This is a genomic window from Bacillus sp. NTK034, from assembly GCF_017303275.1.
In the GTDB taxonomy this organism is placed as follows: domain Bacteria; phylum Bacillota; class Bacilli; order Bacillales; family Cytobacillaceae; genus Cytobacillus.
On sequence record NZ_JAFKOJ010000005.1, the window covers coordinates 16,628 to 32,012 of the forward strand.

Annotated in this window: 10 protein-coding genes; 4 read left to right on the forward strand and 6 right to left on the reverse strand. The window is 41.4% G+C overall.

Translation table 11 applies throughout. The features are described from left to right. The first annotated feature begins 375 nt into the window (after positions 1-375). Positions 376-531, forward strand: a complete 156-nt coding sequence (locus JI665_RS15145) for a hypothetical protein (RefSeq protein WP_206840488.1) — start codon at positions 376-378, stop codon at positions 529-531. 106 nt (positions 532-637) lie between these two features. Beyond that, the gene (locus JI665_RS29210; protein WP_414635273.1) at positions 638-1,156 is read left to right on the forward strand and encodes an SGNH/GDSL hydrolase family protein; all 519 of its coding nucleotides are present in this window, start codon (positions 638-640) and stop codon (positions 1,154-1,156) included. Positions 1,157-1,575: 419 nt separating this feature from the next. On the opposite strand, the gene JI665_RS15155 is transcribed toward JI665_RS29210, so the two are convergent. Further along, entirely contained in the window at positions 1,576-4,224 is a 2,649-nt protein-coding gene (locus tag JI665_RS15155; RefSeq protein ID WP_206840490.1) for an S-layer protein, read from the reverse strand. A gap of 693 nt (positions 4,225-4,917) precedes the next feature. Between JI665_RS15155 and JI665_RS15160 the strand changes: the two genes are divergently transcribed. Next, positions 4,918-6,498 (forward strand): C39 family peptidase, encoded by a 1,581-nt coding sequence (locus JI665_RS15160; RefSeq protein ID WP_244671212.1) that lies wholly within the window; start codon positions 4,918-4,920, stop codon positions 6,496-6,498. A 47-nt stretch (positions 6,499-6,545) separates the two neighbouring features. Here the strand turns inward: JI665_RS15160 and JI665_RS15165 are convergent, their stop codons facing one another. The 5 genes from JI665_RS15165 to JI665_RS15185 form a co-directional block, all read right to left on the reverse strand. Beyond that, a complete protein-coding gene (locus JI665_RS15165; RefSeq protein ID WP_206840494.1) occupies positions 6,546-8,756 on the reverse strand; it encodes a cell surface protein in 2,211 nt (736 codons plus the stop codon). A gap of 120 nt (positions 8,757-8,876) precedes the next feature. After that, a complete protein-coding gene (locus JI665_RS15170; RefSeq protein ID WP_206840496.1) occupies positions 8,877-10,259 on the reverse strand; it encodes a S41 family peptidase in 1,383 nt (460 codons plus the stop codon). A 105-nt stretch (positions 10,260-10,364) separates the two neighbouring features. Then, positions 10,365-11,201, reverse strand: a complete 837-nt coding sequence (locus tag JI665_RS15175; protein ID WP_206840498.1) for a hypothetical protein — start codon at positions 11,199-11,201, stop codon at positions 10,365-10,367. A gap of 308 nt (positions 11,202-11,509) precedes the next feature. Continuing rightward, on the reverse strand, positions 11,510-12,514 hold the full coding sequence (locus JI665_RS15180) for a hypothetical protein (protein WP_206840501.1): 1,005 nt from the start codon (positions 12,512-12,514) through the stop codon (positions 11,510-11,512). Positions 12,515-12,536: 22 nt separating this feature from the next. Then, complete coding sequence (locus JI665_RS15185) at positions 12,537-14,183, reverse strand: hypothetical protein (protein WP_206840503.1); 1,647 nt, start codon at positions 14,181-14,183, stop codon at positions 12,537-12,539. A gap of 195 nt (positions 14,184-14,378) precedes the next feature. Here JI665_RS15185 and JI665_RS15190 point away from each other — a divergent pair, with 195 nt between their 5' ends. Continuing rightward, positions 14,379-15,305 (forward strand): LytR family transcriptional regulator, encoded by a 927-nt coding sequence (locus JI665_RS15190; RefSeq protein ID WP_206840504.1) that lies wholly within the window; start codon positions 14,379-14,381, stop codon positions 15,303-15,305. The last annotated feature ends 80 nt before the right edge of the window (positions 15,306-15,385 follow it).

A 15,385-nucleotide genomic window follows, 5' to 3' on the forward strand; every position in this document is an offset into this window, starting at 1 on the left:
ATTTCGATAGAAATTCAAATCAAAGAAACACAATAGTTAAATATATCAATCTCTTTAACGTATTAAAAGAGCTAAAGAAAAATCTTTGTACTCTGAAAAATATAATTATTGATGTGCAGCCTACAGCATCCACAACTCTACTTATACCTTCATACCCTTATTTTTTTGTCCTAAACCAAAATATCCCATGATTTACAAAGTGAGAAAATCCTCCCAAATCCTATTTTCACACCCGTTACTATTGACCTCTTTCTACTAATAGAAGAAATTAAGGAATTACCAGGTAACTTGTCAAAAAATGTTGTCATAAAGCCCGATTCTTGTCATAATTTAAGAATACGATACCTTTATTCTATTATTATAGGAGGCAATAATTTGAAAGCATTTTTTACTACTATATTAGCCATTGGCTGTGTAGTAATTTTAATAGCAGGTAATTTGCACTGGAAAGAAAAGACTTCCGTCATAAAGCCTAAAGCCGCTGAAACGAAAACAGAAGCTGCCACCCCCCCCTGCAGACAACTCTTCTAAAGATCTAGAACTGACTGCCAATTGGCCTGAAGAAAGCAAGGAAGTATTCAAAAAACGTCTGGCTGAAGGTAAACCTTTTAAATTACAAATTGTAGGTTCAGGAGCACTGGGAGAAGGCCAAACTTCTTGGCCAGAAATCCTGAAAACAGAATTACAGAAGGAATTTAAAAACTCAGTACTAGAAGTATCTGTTAACAGCTATGATCTAAATTCTTTATCTTATATAAAGGAAAATAAGCAGCAAGATATCATTAAGACAAAACCTGACCTTGTCATCCTTGAGCCATTTATTCTAAACGACAACGGTGCTGTCGGCATCGAAGGCTCCCTGGCAAACACCAAAAACATTATCGAAGATGTTAAGAAGGCCAATCCAGAAACATCATTTATCATTCAGCCTGCTCATCCCTTATACAACTCGCAATTTTACCCGATCCAAGTACAAAATCTAAAGAAATTTGCTGAAGAAAATAATATAACGTACCTGGATCACTGGTCAGCATGGCCAGAACAGGATAATCAGGAACTCACCGAGTACTTAACAAGTGACAACAGTCAGCCAAGTGAGAGAGGACATGAAGTTTGGGCGGAATATTTGGTGGAGTATCTTATAGAAAAGAAATAGAATAGCTGAATAAAAACCATTGGTTTGTTAATGTCCCCTTTAAGTAGACATTCAAAAAAACCTTCATGTTGACCATGAAGGAAAGAATGATGCTTGGAGGGGATTTTTTTATATATAAAATGGAAAATATTTTAATAGCTATTCAGAGGATTTAAACATAATGCCTTTATGAAATACGTGAATGGGTCGAAAAGTTATAAAGTATTAGCAAAAGAGTAGGAATGCAAATTCCTTTTTTCCGGTTTTCCCGCATACTTATTTTCCTTTCAGTTACAGGATCATATTTTCAATATGAAGTTTTCTTATGCCATTAGACAAAAAGAGACACTGGAAAAATAGTTCAACTATTTCTCCAATGTCTCTTATGAAGGAAAGTGTATTGGTATCTTACTACCTATTACACTTATTATCTACATCTATTACTGAGATACAGTAACATTAGCTGGTACAGAAAGTTTGTTTCCAGCTGCATCTGTAATATCCAAAGCTGATACTGTCTTCAAGGAGATTCCAGCTGCCAATTCTGTAGCATCAATTGAGCTGATAGTCATAGTAGCAACTCCGTTATTGATAACTACATTAGCTGTATCTGGAGTAGCTTGAGACTTTCCGCCAATTAGGATTTCAAAGTCATCAGCAATGCCAGAAGTTACAACTTCAGAGAAAGTTAATGTAATTGTATCAACAGCAGTTAATTTTGCAGACGTCACTGTAGGAGCAATGTTCTCTTTAAGTGACACTTGGTTAGTAAAGTAAGGATCCATTACTTTAGAAGATCCTAGTGCTTTTACTCCACTAATATTGATGTTACGAACACCTGTGAAGTTATTTGAACCAGCTTGAAGGTTCAGAACAGCAACTTGAGTTGTAACTCCGTTAGCTGTTACAGCAGGCTTTAGAGTAACTGAAGAAACTACGGCTCCATCGATGCGATAGTTAGCAACATTTGTTGCAGACGCTCCATCAACAGCTTTATCAAATGTAACTTCAACTTTGTTGTTATCAGTTAGGCTTTGAGCTACACCTGTTACACCCACAACAGCAGTATTAGCTGGTACGCCATCTTTTCCGCGAGTGAATGAAACTTTAGCAGTATCTGCGGCTACACCAGCAGCACTGTCAACATTCGCGAATGAAAGTGTTAAATTATACACAGCTCCCTCAACATCAGTTGAAGTACCTAAGAATGCATCTAATTCTACTCGTACTACATTCTTAGTATTTGCTTTAAGAGAAACCGGTGTTTGAACAGCGCTAACATTTGTTGTTACATAATCTTTAACATATGAACCAGTTCCATTTACAGTTGGATTTGCATTTAAAACAACATCCTTGTCAAATGTAACTTCTAAGTACTCTTTGTTAGTTGTTGCATCTGCAACTACAGCACTAGATGCTACTTTAGGTGCCGCTGTATCTTTTACAAATGTTACAACTTTGCTTGTAGCAGTTCCAGCTTCCCCGCTAAGGTCAGCGAATGCAGATACAGCAACAGTTTGAGCACCATTTAAGGCACCAGCAGTTGTTACTTTGTATAGAGTAGGATCATTAGCATCTTTCTCTACATTAGTAACTGATGTTCCACTTACAGTTACTGTTGGAACAGAGATTAATTCTTCAGAGAATTTAACTGTAAATGTCTTTGCTCCTGTTTGGCTAATTGCAGAAACAGTTGGAGCAACTCCGTCAGCAGAACCTTTAACGAAAGAAACAGTTGCAGGGTTTGGAGTTAATAGGTTACCAGCTTTGTCTTGTGTGCCAACGAATGTTGCCAGCACTTCTTTACCAGCTGCTACATCAGATCCGATTGTGAATGTAACCTCTTGTGCACCAGATTGGAAGTTATTAGTTACGCCATTGCTTCCAGCTGCTACTGTTGCTCCATTAGCAAGCTTGTAAGATACAGTTCCTAAAGAGTTAAGTGGCTCAGAGAACTTAACTGTGAAAGAGCTAGCAGAGTTCTTAGTAGTAGAAAGGATAGCTGGAGCTGTAGTATCAGCATCAAAAGCAACTACTTTCTGGAACTTAGCAACATCTTTCCCGTTAGCAGCCTTAAGGCCATTAACTACAACATCATAACGTTTTGAAACTGCTGCAGAAGTTGTAAGAGTTAAAACTTTACCATCAGCACTTAGCTTAGCACCTGTTACACTTACAGGCCCCTGACCATCAAGTGCAGAAAGTGTAAACGTTGCAGATGACTTAATTGCTCCGTTTGCATCTAAAACTGATGCTTTATCTACAGGAACATTAAATTTAACTTCAACTTGAGTAGCACTTACTGAAGATACACTCTCTACAACTGGAGCTAATTTTGCTTCGTAAGCCGCTTTCACGTTAGATACTTTTGTTAAAAGAGCAGCACCGAAGTCTGTATCTTTGTCAAGCTTAGCAACGAAATCAGCAACGTGATCCATAGCAGCTTTTGCTTCTACTAATTTATCTTCCGCAACTAGTTTTTCAGCATTGTCATAGTACATTTTTACAGATACTTCGTTCGTGATGCTGTCACGAGTATCTTGAGCTTCTAATTTGAATGCTTCAACCAGAAGTTCACGAGCTGTTTGTCCGTATACACGGTGAAGGATCACTGTACGAGTTTTTAGTTCGTAAGAAATTTCATGGTATAGCTCTTCAGCTTTATCCCACTCTTTTCCTTCTAGAGCAGCTTCTAGAGCTTCTTTCTTGTCTTCTAGAGCAGTTGCATAGTTGAATGCATCAATGTAAGTTACAACGCGCTTAGCGATGTACTCGTTATATGTAGCATCTAATTGAGCGAGGTAAGCTTCTTTGTGCTCTCCGCCAGCCTTTGTTGCAAGAGCCTTAGCGTTCTTGTATGCAGCTTTTGCAGCGTTGTACTCTTTGTAAACGTCTGCGATTGGAGCAAACTCACCATTTTGAGTTACATCACTGTATGTGTGATATGCCTTCTTCATTTGTGTTACAGCTTTACTTACTTCAACAGCGACATTGCTAGCAGCGTCAGTTTGAGCTGGAGCAGCAGCAACGAATGCAGATGCAGCAACTGCGGATGCAGCGGCTAGTTTGATAGCTTTCTTTTTAGCCATGTTTCGTCTTTCTCCCTTCAATTATAAAAAGTAGTACAATGATCGCCAGGCTTTACACCTGTTTTTAAGCTTTTCGGCTAATGCTAATCATTGCCTAGCAAACTTAACGAGAATTATACTAATCTTTTATGGAAATATCAACCTATATGTCTATTTCCTGCTAAAAAATTAGTAGAATTGTGTCAGAGGACTATATAACTGGTTTAATTTCCATCCCCTCTCACATTTCCTATAATAATACATTTTTAGAGGAAATTCTAGGATTTTCTTGTGTTTATTTGCAGATAAAACTTAGTAATTATTTCCTCTAAAACCACAATTAACAATAAAAGCACACTTTAAGATTATATTCTTCCGGACTATGATTATGTCATTTTTGTTTTATAATTATCACAAATAGCTTCATATCAAGGTTTTACACCGTTTTTAAGTAATTTTTTTGTAACACAACTGCCTTATTTAGAATATTGCTATATTACCGGTGATTCTTTTTACCTATTTCACTTTAATGTTAGCGTATTCAAGGAAATATTTATCTTTTATCAGCCGAAAAGATATAGTTCGGCTCAGTTTATTTTTCTGAAATTTGAATACATATGCATTTATTCCTTATTTTAAAAAAGGAATAAAGACTAACCCAAATTAAGGTAGAATAATATTTGTCTGATGAACCATAAGGAGGGTTATGTTCTTTTGAAGTCAAAGTGGTATTTTATTAGTTTTCTATTTATCCTCTTCATCTGTGCTGGTACAGGGGAAGCTTCTGCTAAAACACTTGTGGATGCACCGCATATCAGGCAGATGCCTGAGCTGCCGAGAGGGTGTGAGGTAACGAGCCTAGCCATGCTTTTGGAAAGCCAGGGTGTCAATGCACCTAAAATGACGCTTGCCAAAGAGGTTCGCAAGGTGCCATTTAAGCAGAATGGCCTTCACGGCAATCCGTATGACGGGTTTGTCGGCAATATGTATACATACAGCCAGCCTGGGCTTGGCGTTTATCATGGACCGATCTATGATCTGGCTAACAAGTATCTGCCTGGCAGAGTGGTAAATCTGACTGGATCCAATGCCAGCGCTATTTATCGGGCTCTGGATAATAGCAGTCCGGTTTGGGTTATTACAAACACACTGTTCAAGCCGCTCTCCAGCAGCTACTTCCAGACGTGGCAGACATCAAGCGGGCCGCTTCGCATTACATATAAAGAGCATTCCGTATTAGTAACAGGCTATGACAGCCAATATGTCTATATCAATGATCCTCTTTACTACGGAAAGCATCGAAAGGTGTCACGCAAGAATTTTGAGGGATCCTGGGTCCAAATGGGGCGGCAGGCCATCTCCGTTGTGCCGAAAACGAATTGGGATGCGGAGTTAATTCCAGGACAGACCGGGAAGCTGACAGTGCTTAAGCCGATTACACTTTGGAACCGGACAAGCAGCGGCCTTTCCGCAGCAAGAGTGCTCCAGCCATTGGAAGGGTTAAAGGTTTGCGGATATGACAGCAAGCATGGCGGGCAGTATAAAATCTGCAGCGGTGGTTATGTCACAAATATGAGCGGGTATATCCGCTACGAGACCCCATCATCTGCCGTATTGAATAAAGCCAACATTGGCTTTGCCGAACGGGATTTAAAAACAGCGATTTCTTATGCAGGCAGTCTTAAATGGGAAATTCATATTGATTACCGGAAGGATAAATATCCAGGAAAAGTGACGGATTACCCGAACATGACATACTTTAACGGTACGAAAAAGTATATGAATTCCGCTCAGACAGCCATTATCCGCATTTCTGACGCGGCGAAGAAAAATGAATTGCAGGCGTCTCTTAATGCGAATGTCGTCCTTCATTATAAACGTGCACAGGGGTATATTGATGCTGTCACATCAGGAAAGAAGCTGCTGGCAATGACGAATGAACTTCAGAACACCATGAGTGCTGATCCGCTGTCCGATGCAGGAGAAAGCCTATTCCATAAGCTTTCCTATGAAATTAAAAAGAATGCCGTGCTTCTTTACAGAGTTTATGGGCAATCAACCAGAGAAGCCATCCTGGCTGCTTATAAGGCACCTGCTGAAAAGGAAATTGAAAAACTCCGATTTGCGATTACCGCCAAAATGAAAATTGACGAGCTCGACCTATTGAGCAAACAGCCGATTTCTGATGAGGAATATAATACTAGAGTCGCAGAAATAGAAAATCTGGTCAGCCAGATTCCTGATGCTTCTGTAAAAGCTGTTTACTTGGAAAGAATAGCAGAATTCAAGAAATAAAAAATGGCCGGACACTCGCAATGAGAGTCCGGCCATTTTTTACTATTTTATTGTGTACTTAATACCCACGCACTTCCATTAAAAGCAGCTTTAACAGATCCGGCGAGCTTATTCCCTGCCTTATCAAATAATTCCTCATCATTGTAAAGAACCGTATCGCCCGCTGCCGTACCTTCTGTTACAAAAGACCACTTATTCTGCTCCGAGTTGACAGTTGCGGATTTCAGCTTTCCAGTTCCTGTGTAAGTAAACAGGGCGTTGGCCTGATTCTGGTCAAGCTCTGCGCTCTGGATGGCGATAAGCTTTCCAGCAGAGTCTTTATAGTAAAGTGCTTCAGATGCTGTAATCACAGGTGCGCCTGCAGTTCCCGAAACCGTTAATACTGGTACTGTTTTATCAATTTCAAACTTAAGAACACTCTTGTTGCCTGCAAAATCTGTTGCGGTTACCTCATAAACTCCTTCATCTGTTAAAGGTGTGGCTAAGGTATATCCTGCTATTGCTGCACCATTTTTGGCAGCAGCAACAGAGGCTACATCCGCCGCTTTCGTGGATACAGTTACTGCCTGATTGACAGCGGATTGATCTGCAGCTCCCTCTAAAACAGGAGCCGTTTTATCAAGTGCAACCGGGATGGATTTCACAATGCCGTTTATTTTTACAATCAGTGATGCTGTATCACCGTCTTTACCGGTAACGGTAATGTTTTCACCGCTGGCTGTGAAGACTGATTCCTGGCTGGTAAACAGCTGGGCATTGACATTTTTCAAATCCGCTTCATTGCCGTATTGATCCTTTGCTGTGAAGTAGCCAGCGTCGATTAAGGCATCAAAATTGGTGTTTCCGCTCAATAGAATCTTAGTTTTTCCGGAAGCCAGTCCAAATTCTGCAACAGCAGAAGCGGATTTCACTTCGATTGGAAGCTTATACTCCATTTCATTCCATGTCACGATTAAATTAGCCTTCCCCGGTGCCACTGGAGTAATTTTCCCGGCAGCATTCACGACGAACTTTGTTACATCTGAAGACTTAAACACAATGCCAGGGAACTGGCTTAAATTTAGCTCTTCTCCCTCTTCATCGCCGATAATATCTCCGTTAAACGTCATGGCTGCAGCTGGTGTGAACTGGTAGGTTTGACCTGTTACTGTATAGGCTGCATCCTTGCCGTCCGCATTGACAATCTTTCCTTCTTCGAGGCTGTAAAGCTGATTTCCATCCTTCACTTCGATCGTTTCTTCCAGGATCAATTCATTTGTCTCACGGTCAAACAGCTGGATTTTGACAGATCCCGTTTCTTTAAGGCCTTCTTTTGCATATGCCGGCGCCAGCGATCCAAGGTCTGTGAAGTATCCCTTGTCATCTTTAATAATAAATGCATTTTCCACACCATCGATGAACAGCTCATTTCCTTCACTGTCAAAGAAGCCAATCATATCGTAGGCAGTCATTCCAGGCAGGCCTGTTACATAAAAAGCATCATCATAAAATCCAATTTCCGCAACGTCTTCAAGGCCATCCGTGTAAGAAGCGATGATCTCTCTGTAACGGTCTTCAAGCAAGTCATAGAGCTCTTGATTATCCACATACTCCAGCCATTCATTTACATTTTGATCATGAATGATCACCTGGTCAAAATCTTCCTTCTCGAGCGCCGCTTCATATCGATCCAGTTCAATATGAATGCTTACAGGGTAAAGCGCCTGGAACTTCGCATCCTCTGCAGGCGCTTTGTATGTATCAAGGATTGCCTGTCTTGTAGATTGTCCATACACTCGGTAAAGAATAATCGCCTGCTTCTTTATTTCATACGAAAGTTTATGATAAGCCGCTGTTGCTTCTGCCATTTTTCCTTCATCCAGGTATTTTTCCATTTCCGCTGTGCCTTTTAGAAGCTTCTTCCCTGAAGAGATGGCATCAATATAAGCGGCTGTGCGGTCGATATACAGCTTTACTGTATCCAGTCTGGCACTCAGCTGCACTTTTTGCTTTCCTGATAATTTATTGACTGCTGCTTTAGCTGCTGCGTAATCCTTCTTGGCTTTGTTGTATAAAGCCCATGGCTGTGTGACTGCATCTGCATCATAGTCTACCGAAGTTGCACGGATAAGAGGCACTTTATTCTGTTCTGCCTTTAATACCAGATTCTCGACTGCTGAAGCTGCTTCTGTCTGAGCCGGGTTAACGGCTGCGAAAGCTGAAGCTGCAATGGCCGCTGCCCCTGCCAATTTGACTGCTTTACTGATTTTTTTGCCCACTTGTTTATTCCACCTTTTCTATGAATTTGTTAATCTTCCAGAATTTTTATTTTCTGCCAGAATATCTTTATCATAATTTGAAATGTTGCTAATTTCATCATGATAATATTGGAAATTTTATTATTTAACTGTTACTTCTAAGAAGATACCTTGATTCATCTTCCGATCATTTTTTCCTTTCCAGTTTGGATGGATGATCAGCATGTATTTTCCTTTTGAATCGAGAAGTTTCTGCGGAATGATTTTAATTGTTTTTTCATCGGTGATCTCCACCTCTATGACTACTTCACTGCCGCCAAGCTTGATCAGCTGAACATCGCCATTCTTTAAACCGCTCCATTGCATGCCGGCATTCATTTTTACTGTGAATGTCTTGGTTACGGGAACATCTTTTAACATGGGAAGCTTCCTGTATCCCTTTAACCCGCTTACCAGCTGATCACGGTGTGAGATGAACAGTTCATCGCCGGCAGCTGTTTCAATATCCGGAGCAACGCCAATTTCATGTACCGGAGATCCCTTTGGGGAGAAAAATTTGGCGGTGGTCAGTTTGAGAACGCTCTGATCACTTAAGGTAAACAGTGATTGCATGGAGCCTTTCCCATATGTGTTCTGCCCATAAAAAATAGCTCCTTTTTGTTCCTTAACGGAAGCAGAGACCATTTCGGATGCACTGGCACTGTTTTCATTGATTAATATATGTACGGGAGAGGTAAAGCCCACTTGCTGCCGGATTGCATGATAAACCTGAGCCTGATTTCCTTTATACCTCAGTTGGAATGCTTTCGTTACTCCCGGAAAAAAGCCTGCCGTCTCCTGGGCAGCGGAAACATAACCGCCGCCATTATTGGTAATATCAAAGATCCAGCCATTTGCCGGTCCAAGCTTCTGGATGGCCGATGCAATATCCTTTGAAGCATTCATGGCAAAGCTGTTTAAACGGATATAGCCAATATTCCCTCCGAGCATTCGGGCCTCCACGTTTGGAAGCTGGATTACCTTTCGCGGAACGGATATTGTGTGCAGGCTCCCTGTTTCACTATTGATATAAGTGAGCGTGACACTGGTATTTTCTTTACCGCTTATCAGCGAAATTGCCGTCTGTACAGACTCACCTGAAAGGCTCGTTCCATCTGCCATCACCAGGATATCCCCTGGTTTCAGCCCGGCTGCTGCGGCAGACCCCTCCGGTAGTACGGACATGATTCGGATCCCGCTTTCGCTCTCCTCTAAAACAACACCGATGCCAACCAGCTGCTGTTCAATGGCATTTGTAAAATCGGCAAACTCTTCAGCTGACATGTAAACCGAGTATTGATCAAGATAGCGGACCATTTCCTTAATCGATGGTTTTGCCAAAACCCAGTCCGGCAGCTCTTCCACGTAATACTCTTTGATGAGCTCCCTCGCTTCTTCCACCGGCTCCGCAGATGCTGATGCAGCAGTGATATTGAAGAATAGAATTAGAGCCATTAAAGCAGTATAGTATTTTTTTCTTAGCATGCTTGTCCGTCCTCTCTTTATTAAATTCTACTTATCTTATCGGATGAGAGGGCGGACTTTTGCAGTGAAAAAAGCCCTCTCGGAGGAGAAGGCCAAATCAATTCATTATTGTACTTTGAACCACAATTCATCATCCCAGCCGCGGTTCCACACGATATAAGGATTGTCATTGGCATCAACGACAAACGGAACCCACCCTTCGGTCTGGCCGCCTTTATAAAGCTCCTGGAGTTCAGGGCCTGGCGGAACAATGCCGATGTAATGGTCATTCAGTGCGCCTTTTTGTGTTACCGTATCAAACATAGCCTGGCTGACCGCCCAGGAATCAAATGTTTTTCCTTCAAACTCAATTAATTTAATTTTGAATTTAGCAAGAATATATTTCTTTCCTGCAGGCGGAGGGGAGTTGAACATATTTGCCTGTTCAATCATCTGCCATGCCTGATTGGCATCCGTCACTGCTTCTGTCATGGTAATCTGGTATTTCTTTTTGCCATCCAGCCAGTCATTAACCGTCATGTCCCAGGTTACACCCACAGTTGTTGGGTTGCCCTTTTTCCCATAAGGGTTATGGATGCATTGAGCTGCTCTTAATTTTGTTTTGCTTGGCGTTTCATATTTCACCTTTGTGTCGCGGTCCACATAATAGCCGCCGCCCACACTGAGCTTCCCTGGCTTAAAGGCATAAATACGGTAAAACTCGCCTTTCTTCAAAGTGCGGGAAGGGACCTTTTTCTCTCCCTGAAGTTTGTATAGTGTAGTGTCTTTTAAAACCGTCAAACGGCCAATCTGGCCGGACTTTAATTCCACTCCGTCCCACCAGATCTTCTTCACCCCTTTGTACTGATCGCAGAACGTATTGCTCTCTGCCGCACTTGCTGCAGGTGCTGTAAAGCCGAACAGCATTAAGAAAGATAGAATAACAACCAACCATTTATTCACTTTTTTGTACCATCCTTCCATTTTTTATCAAAGTTATTATACTGTAAATATTTAGGCGCAGGTAATTTTAAGGTTATAGATTCGTAAAGTTGAGTATATAGTCTTGTTTTCATAATTTACTTTAATTGTTTTTAGTTAAAAATAACTATTTGCAGAATCACATTATCTATTTGCAAGTTTTCATTCCCTATTTGCAGGTACTGACACTTTATTTGCAAAAACCTAAGTATATTTGCAGAATGAAGTTCTCTATTCGCATTGTTCACATTTACCCGCTAAAAAACTCTCCATATCGGAGAGCTGCTTTGCTAAATCTCAGTTATATCCAGCGTGTAATAGTCCGGCCTCACCCAGGGATTTTCATCCGTTTTATAAAGGAGGACCGTGTATTCAAAGCCTTCAAACTCAAAGGTTACCATTCTTGTTTCCTGGTATTTAAGCGGTTCCTCAAGGAGGTAGAGTTCCTCCTGAAGATAGTCGGCCATGTCAAAAATCACAATCATTGTTTCCTGAAAACCGTCTTCTGTGTTCAATCCTTCAATCATCGGGCCTTCAAAATAGTATTCACTTATTAAGCTCAATTCAGAAGAAAGATTTACAATATCCGACTGCAGTGCCCTCATCGCATGCTCAGGGGTGATTTTTTCGAGCATGCTGTTGGCTTTATCCAGATAATTGATCATCAAGTAGATATCCACTTCATCCTTCGATATTTCCAGCTTTGCTTTGTCCACGAGATCTTTGACTGTTACAAAATAGGCGACCTTGCTTTTCAGCTGTTCAGCCGGAAGCTTGTATTTGGCCAAGATCGCTTCACGGGTGGACTTGCCATATACTCTGTACAGAAGAATTGCCTGTTTGCGGATTTCATAGGAAAGCTCATGGTACAGGTCATCCATGCGGATCATATAGATTTCTTCTTTAATCAGATACCTAAGCTCATTGGACAGCTTTTCGATTTTTTTGCCGCCATTCAGGGCGTCAATATAGGCAACGGCCCGGTTAATGTGGAGCTTCACATTTTGGTCAAGACGGTACTGAAGCGCCGCTTTTCTTGAATCCTTTAATGAATTAACAGCTGTTTGCGCTGTGCTAAATGCAGCTTTTGTACTGTTGAACAATTTCATATCAGGCATTGCGAGTGTTTTATTGTATTCAACAGAAATTTGCCATTTTAGCGCTCCAGCCAATTTTTCTGCCTGGACCACCAGCTTTTCCGCCTGGCTGTATGTATAGGCGGCTTCTGTTTTTTGGAAAGGAAAAGCTGTAAAAAGTAAGATTACTATCATTATGGAGGTAAATATGCGTTTCACCCGTACACTCTCCTAGTGCAAATTATTTAATGCTCTTTAACATAGATTCAATTCCATCTCTCACATATTCCGCATTGCGCTCAATGGAATAATTAATCTGAAGCAGCTGGCCGTTATGGCTGATGACCATCTCATACATGTAAAAATCATTCGCGGCAGTATGAACATGATAGAGGGTTCCAGGAAGCAGTTCGTCCTCCACATCTTTCACTGGTGTGCCGTATGATTGCAGCGCCTCAAGCTTCATGGCATCAATGTCTGTTCCCTGTTCAAGCGTTCTTAGACTTAAGTGTCCGGTCGGGTCACAAATCACTGTTCCCTCTATTGGGTCATCAATTAAACAGCTTTCATCACTTGGGATGTAGACTAAGCCATTCCCATGGTCAAAGAGTGTAAACGGACCTGCCACATCGATTGAGTAGCCATAGTCAGTGTAATAGGTTCCACTTTTAAAGCCGCTTCCGTATTTGAATGCACCTATTCCCAGATTCGCGTAATAAGATTTTGTTTCACCGGAGAGGTTTGTAACATCCACTTTGAAGCGGAAAGTGCGGCCAGGAGCTCCATCATTCTCTTTCAGAGCTGGGTCGGGCAGCTTGAAAAGCTCAGATTGAGATAAATCTACTGAAAGCCGGTCAGCTTTTTCCACTGAGTGAATTTTTTCAGTAGCTTCCTCCCCATTCATCTCCCTGGTAACATAAACATCTGCTTTTTTGGCTGGTGCAGACAAATTTAATTCCAATGATTCGAGCGGATAGGCATCTGTTAAACTCAGCATCATTGTATGATTTTTACTGATAGTCAGGTGGGTTCCTTCACTGCCTGAATAACGTACAAATGCCGACTCCAGCGTTACTTCTTCCTGCTCCCATTCGCTGATAAGCGCTTTATATTCTTTGTATGCTTGCATTAAAGTCTTATAGATGACTGAAGAAGGCAGCAGATTGCCTGTCTTTTCACCATTTACAAATAAAGCATATGTTTCATCCAGATATCTTTTGGATTCGGATAGGTTTCCGCTGTCCATATGGGTTTTCATTTTATCTAAAGCCATTTTAATGGAAACAGGGTATAGTGCCTGGCAGCGAACCTGTTCGGCCGATTTTTTAAAATGCTGGCGGATTAAGTCACGGGTGGTCTTGCCGTATACCCGGTCCAGCAGATACGACTGCTTTTTAAGCTCCCATGACAAATTATGATATAACTTTTCTGTCTCATCGTTTACGATGTTTTTTTCGAGCTGGTTTTTAAGGGAAAGTTTCGCCTTCTCAATTTTGACACCTGCATTGATTGCATCAATATAAGCCACTGCCCGCCCCACCTTGCCAGGCTGAACACTGATGTATAGATTGACATTCTGCTCCAGCCGATTTAGAAGCTCTGTCTTTTTCGCACTATTAGGAAGGCTTCCAACTGCTTTTATTGCATTGGCATAAGCTGTTTTTGTCCCATTGTAATAGCCCCAGGGTATTGTCTTGCCATCACCTGTTCCTTCAATAGAAATGGCCCACTTAAGAGACCCTGCATAACTTTCTGATTGTTTTACCAGGGTTTCAGCATATGCCGGTGAAGCTGCGGCATTAGCCGGCTCTGCTCCGGTTGAAAAAAGCACTGCTGAAAAGATGCACGCTCCTGCCAGACACGAGATCACCGTTCTGCCAATTTTCATATAACCCTCCTCCTTTTAACTGAACTGATAATAAATTCCATTCGATTATATTCCCGGATCCCCTTAAATTCTATAGGTAAATAAAGACAAATCCATGCCCGAAAAACTCTTCCGGCAGCGGGACATTCAGAATAGTTCTTTTTCATTATAAGTATGATATTATCGAGCTAGGAATTTTTAATTGGGGTGAAATCATTGGCTGAAAAAAAGGGACGGAAGAAGTGGACGCTTGCTGCAGTACTGATTTTTAACTTATTGCTATTGGGTGCAGGGGCGTACGCATTTTATGTATATAACTCTCTGACTTCTGCAGTTGATACGATGCAGGAGCCGATTCAGCGGGAGAAATCCGGGAAGCGTGAAGAAACGATCACCTTAAAAGAAAGAGAGCCGTTTTCGGTCCTACTGCTTGGAGTGGACGAGCGCCAGGGAGACAAGGGCCGATCCGACACGATGATTGTGCTGACTGTTAATCCCGATCTGAAATCTGTAAAAATGCTAAGCATCCCCAGAGATACACGGACCGGCATTATCGGACACGGAACAGAAGATAAAATAAATCATGCCTATGCTTTTGGCGATGTCGAGATGGCCATCAATACAGTAGAAGATTTCTTAGATATCCCGATTGATTACTACATTAAAATGAATATGGCTGGCTTCAAGGATATTGTGGATGCTGTCAATGGGATAGATGTAACTAACGAAACAGACTTTAACATGGGGAAGTTCCATTTTAACGAGGGAAGCATTCACCTTAATGGAAGCGAAGCATTATCTTATGTGCGGATGAGAAAGGATGACCCGAATGGTGATTTTGGCCGCCAGCAAAGACAGCGGCAGGTAATCCAGGGTGTTATTAACAAAGGGGCGAGCTTCAGCTCCCTGACTCGTTTTGATGACATCTTCGCAGCGCTGGGCAAAAACGTCAAAACAGATATTACCTTTAAAGAAATGATGGATATTCAAAAGAATTATAAAGACACTAGAAATAACATTCAGCAGCTGACCATAGAAGGCGATGGCCAGTATATCGGAGACATCTGGTATCTGATTGTGCCTGATGAAGAAAGGCAGCGGGTTCAAGGTGAACTGAAGGGACATTTAGGATTACCGCAATAAATAATAAACAGTGCATTCCTGATAGGAGATGCACTGTTTTTTGATTGAAAACATGCAGGGAGGGATTGTTCTGCTGAAGC

What these genes read in the sequence shown, in the direction of transcription:
- JI665_RS15155 (WP_206840490.1), bottom strand. Translation starts at nt 4,224, where the DNA reads ATGGCTAAAAAGAAAGCTATCAAACTAGCCGCTGCATCCGCAGTTGCT.
- JI665_RS15170 (WP_206840496.1), bottom strand. Translation starts at nt 10,259, where the DNA reads ATGCTAAGAAAAAAATACTATACTGCTTTAATGGCTCTAATTCTATTC.
- JI665_RS15185 (WP_206840503.1), bottom strand. Translation starts at nt 14,183, where the DNA reads ATGAAAATTGGCAGAACGGTGATCTCGTGTCTGGCAGGAGCGTGCATC.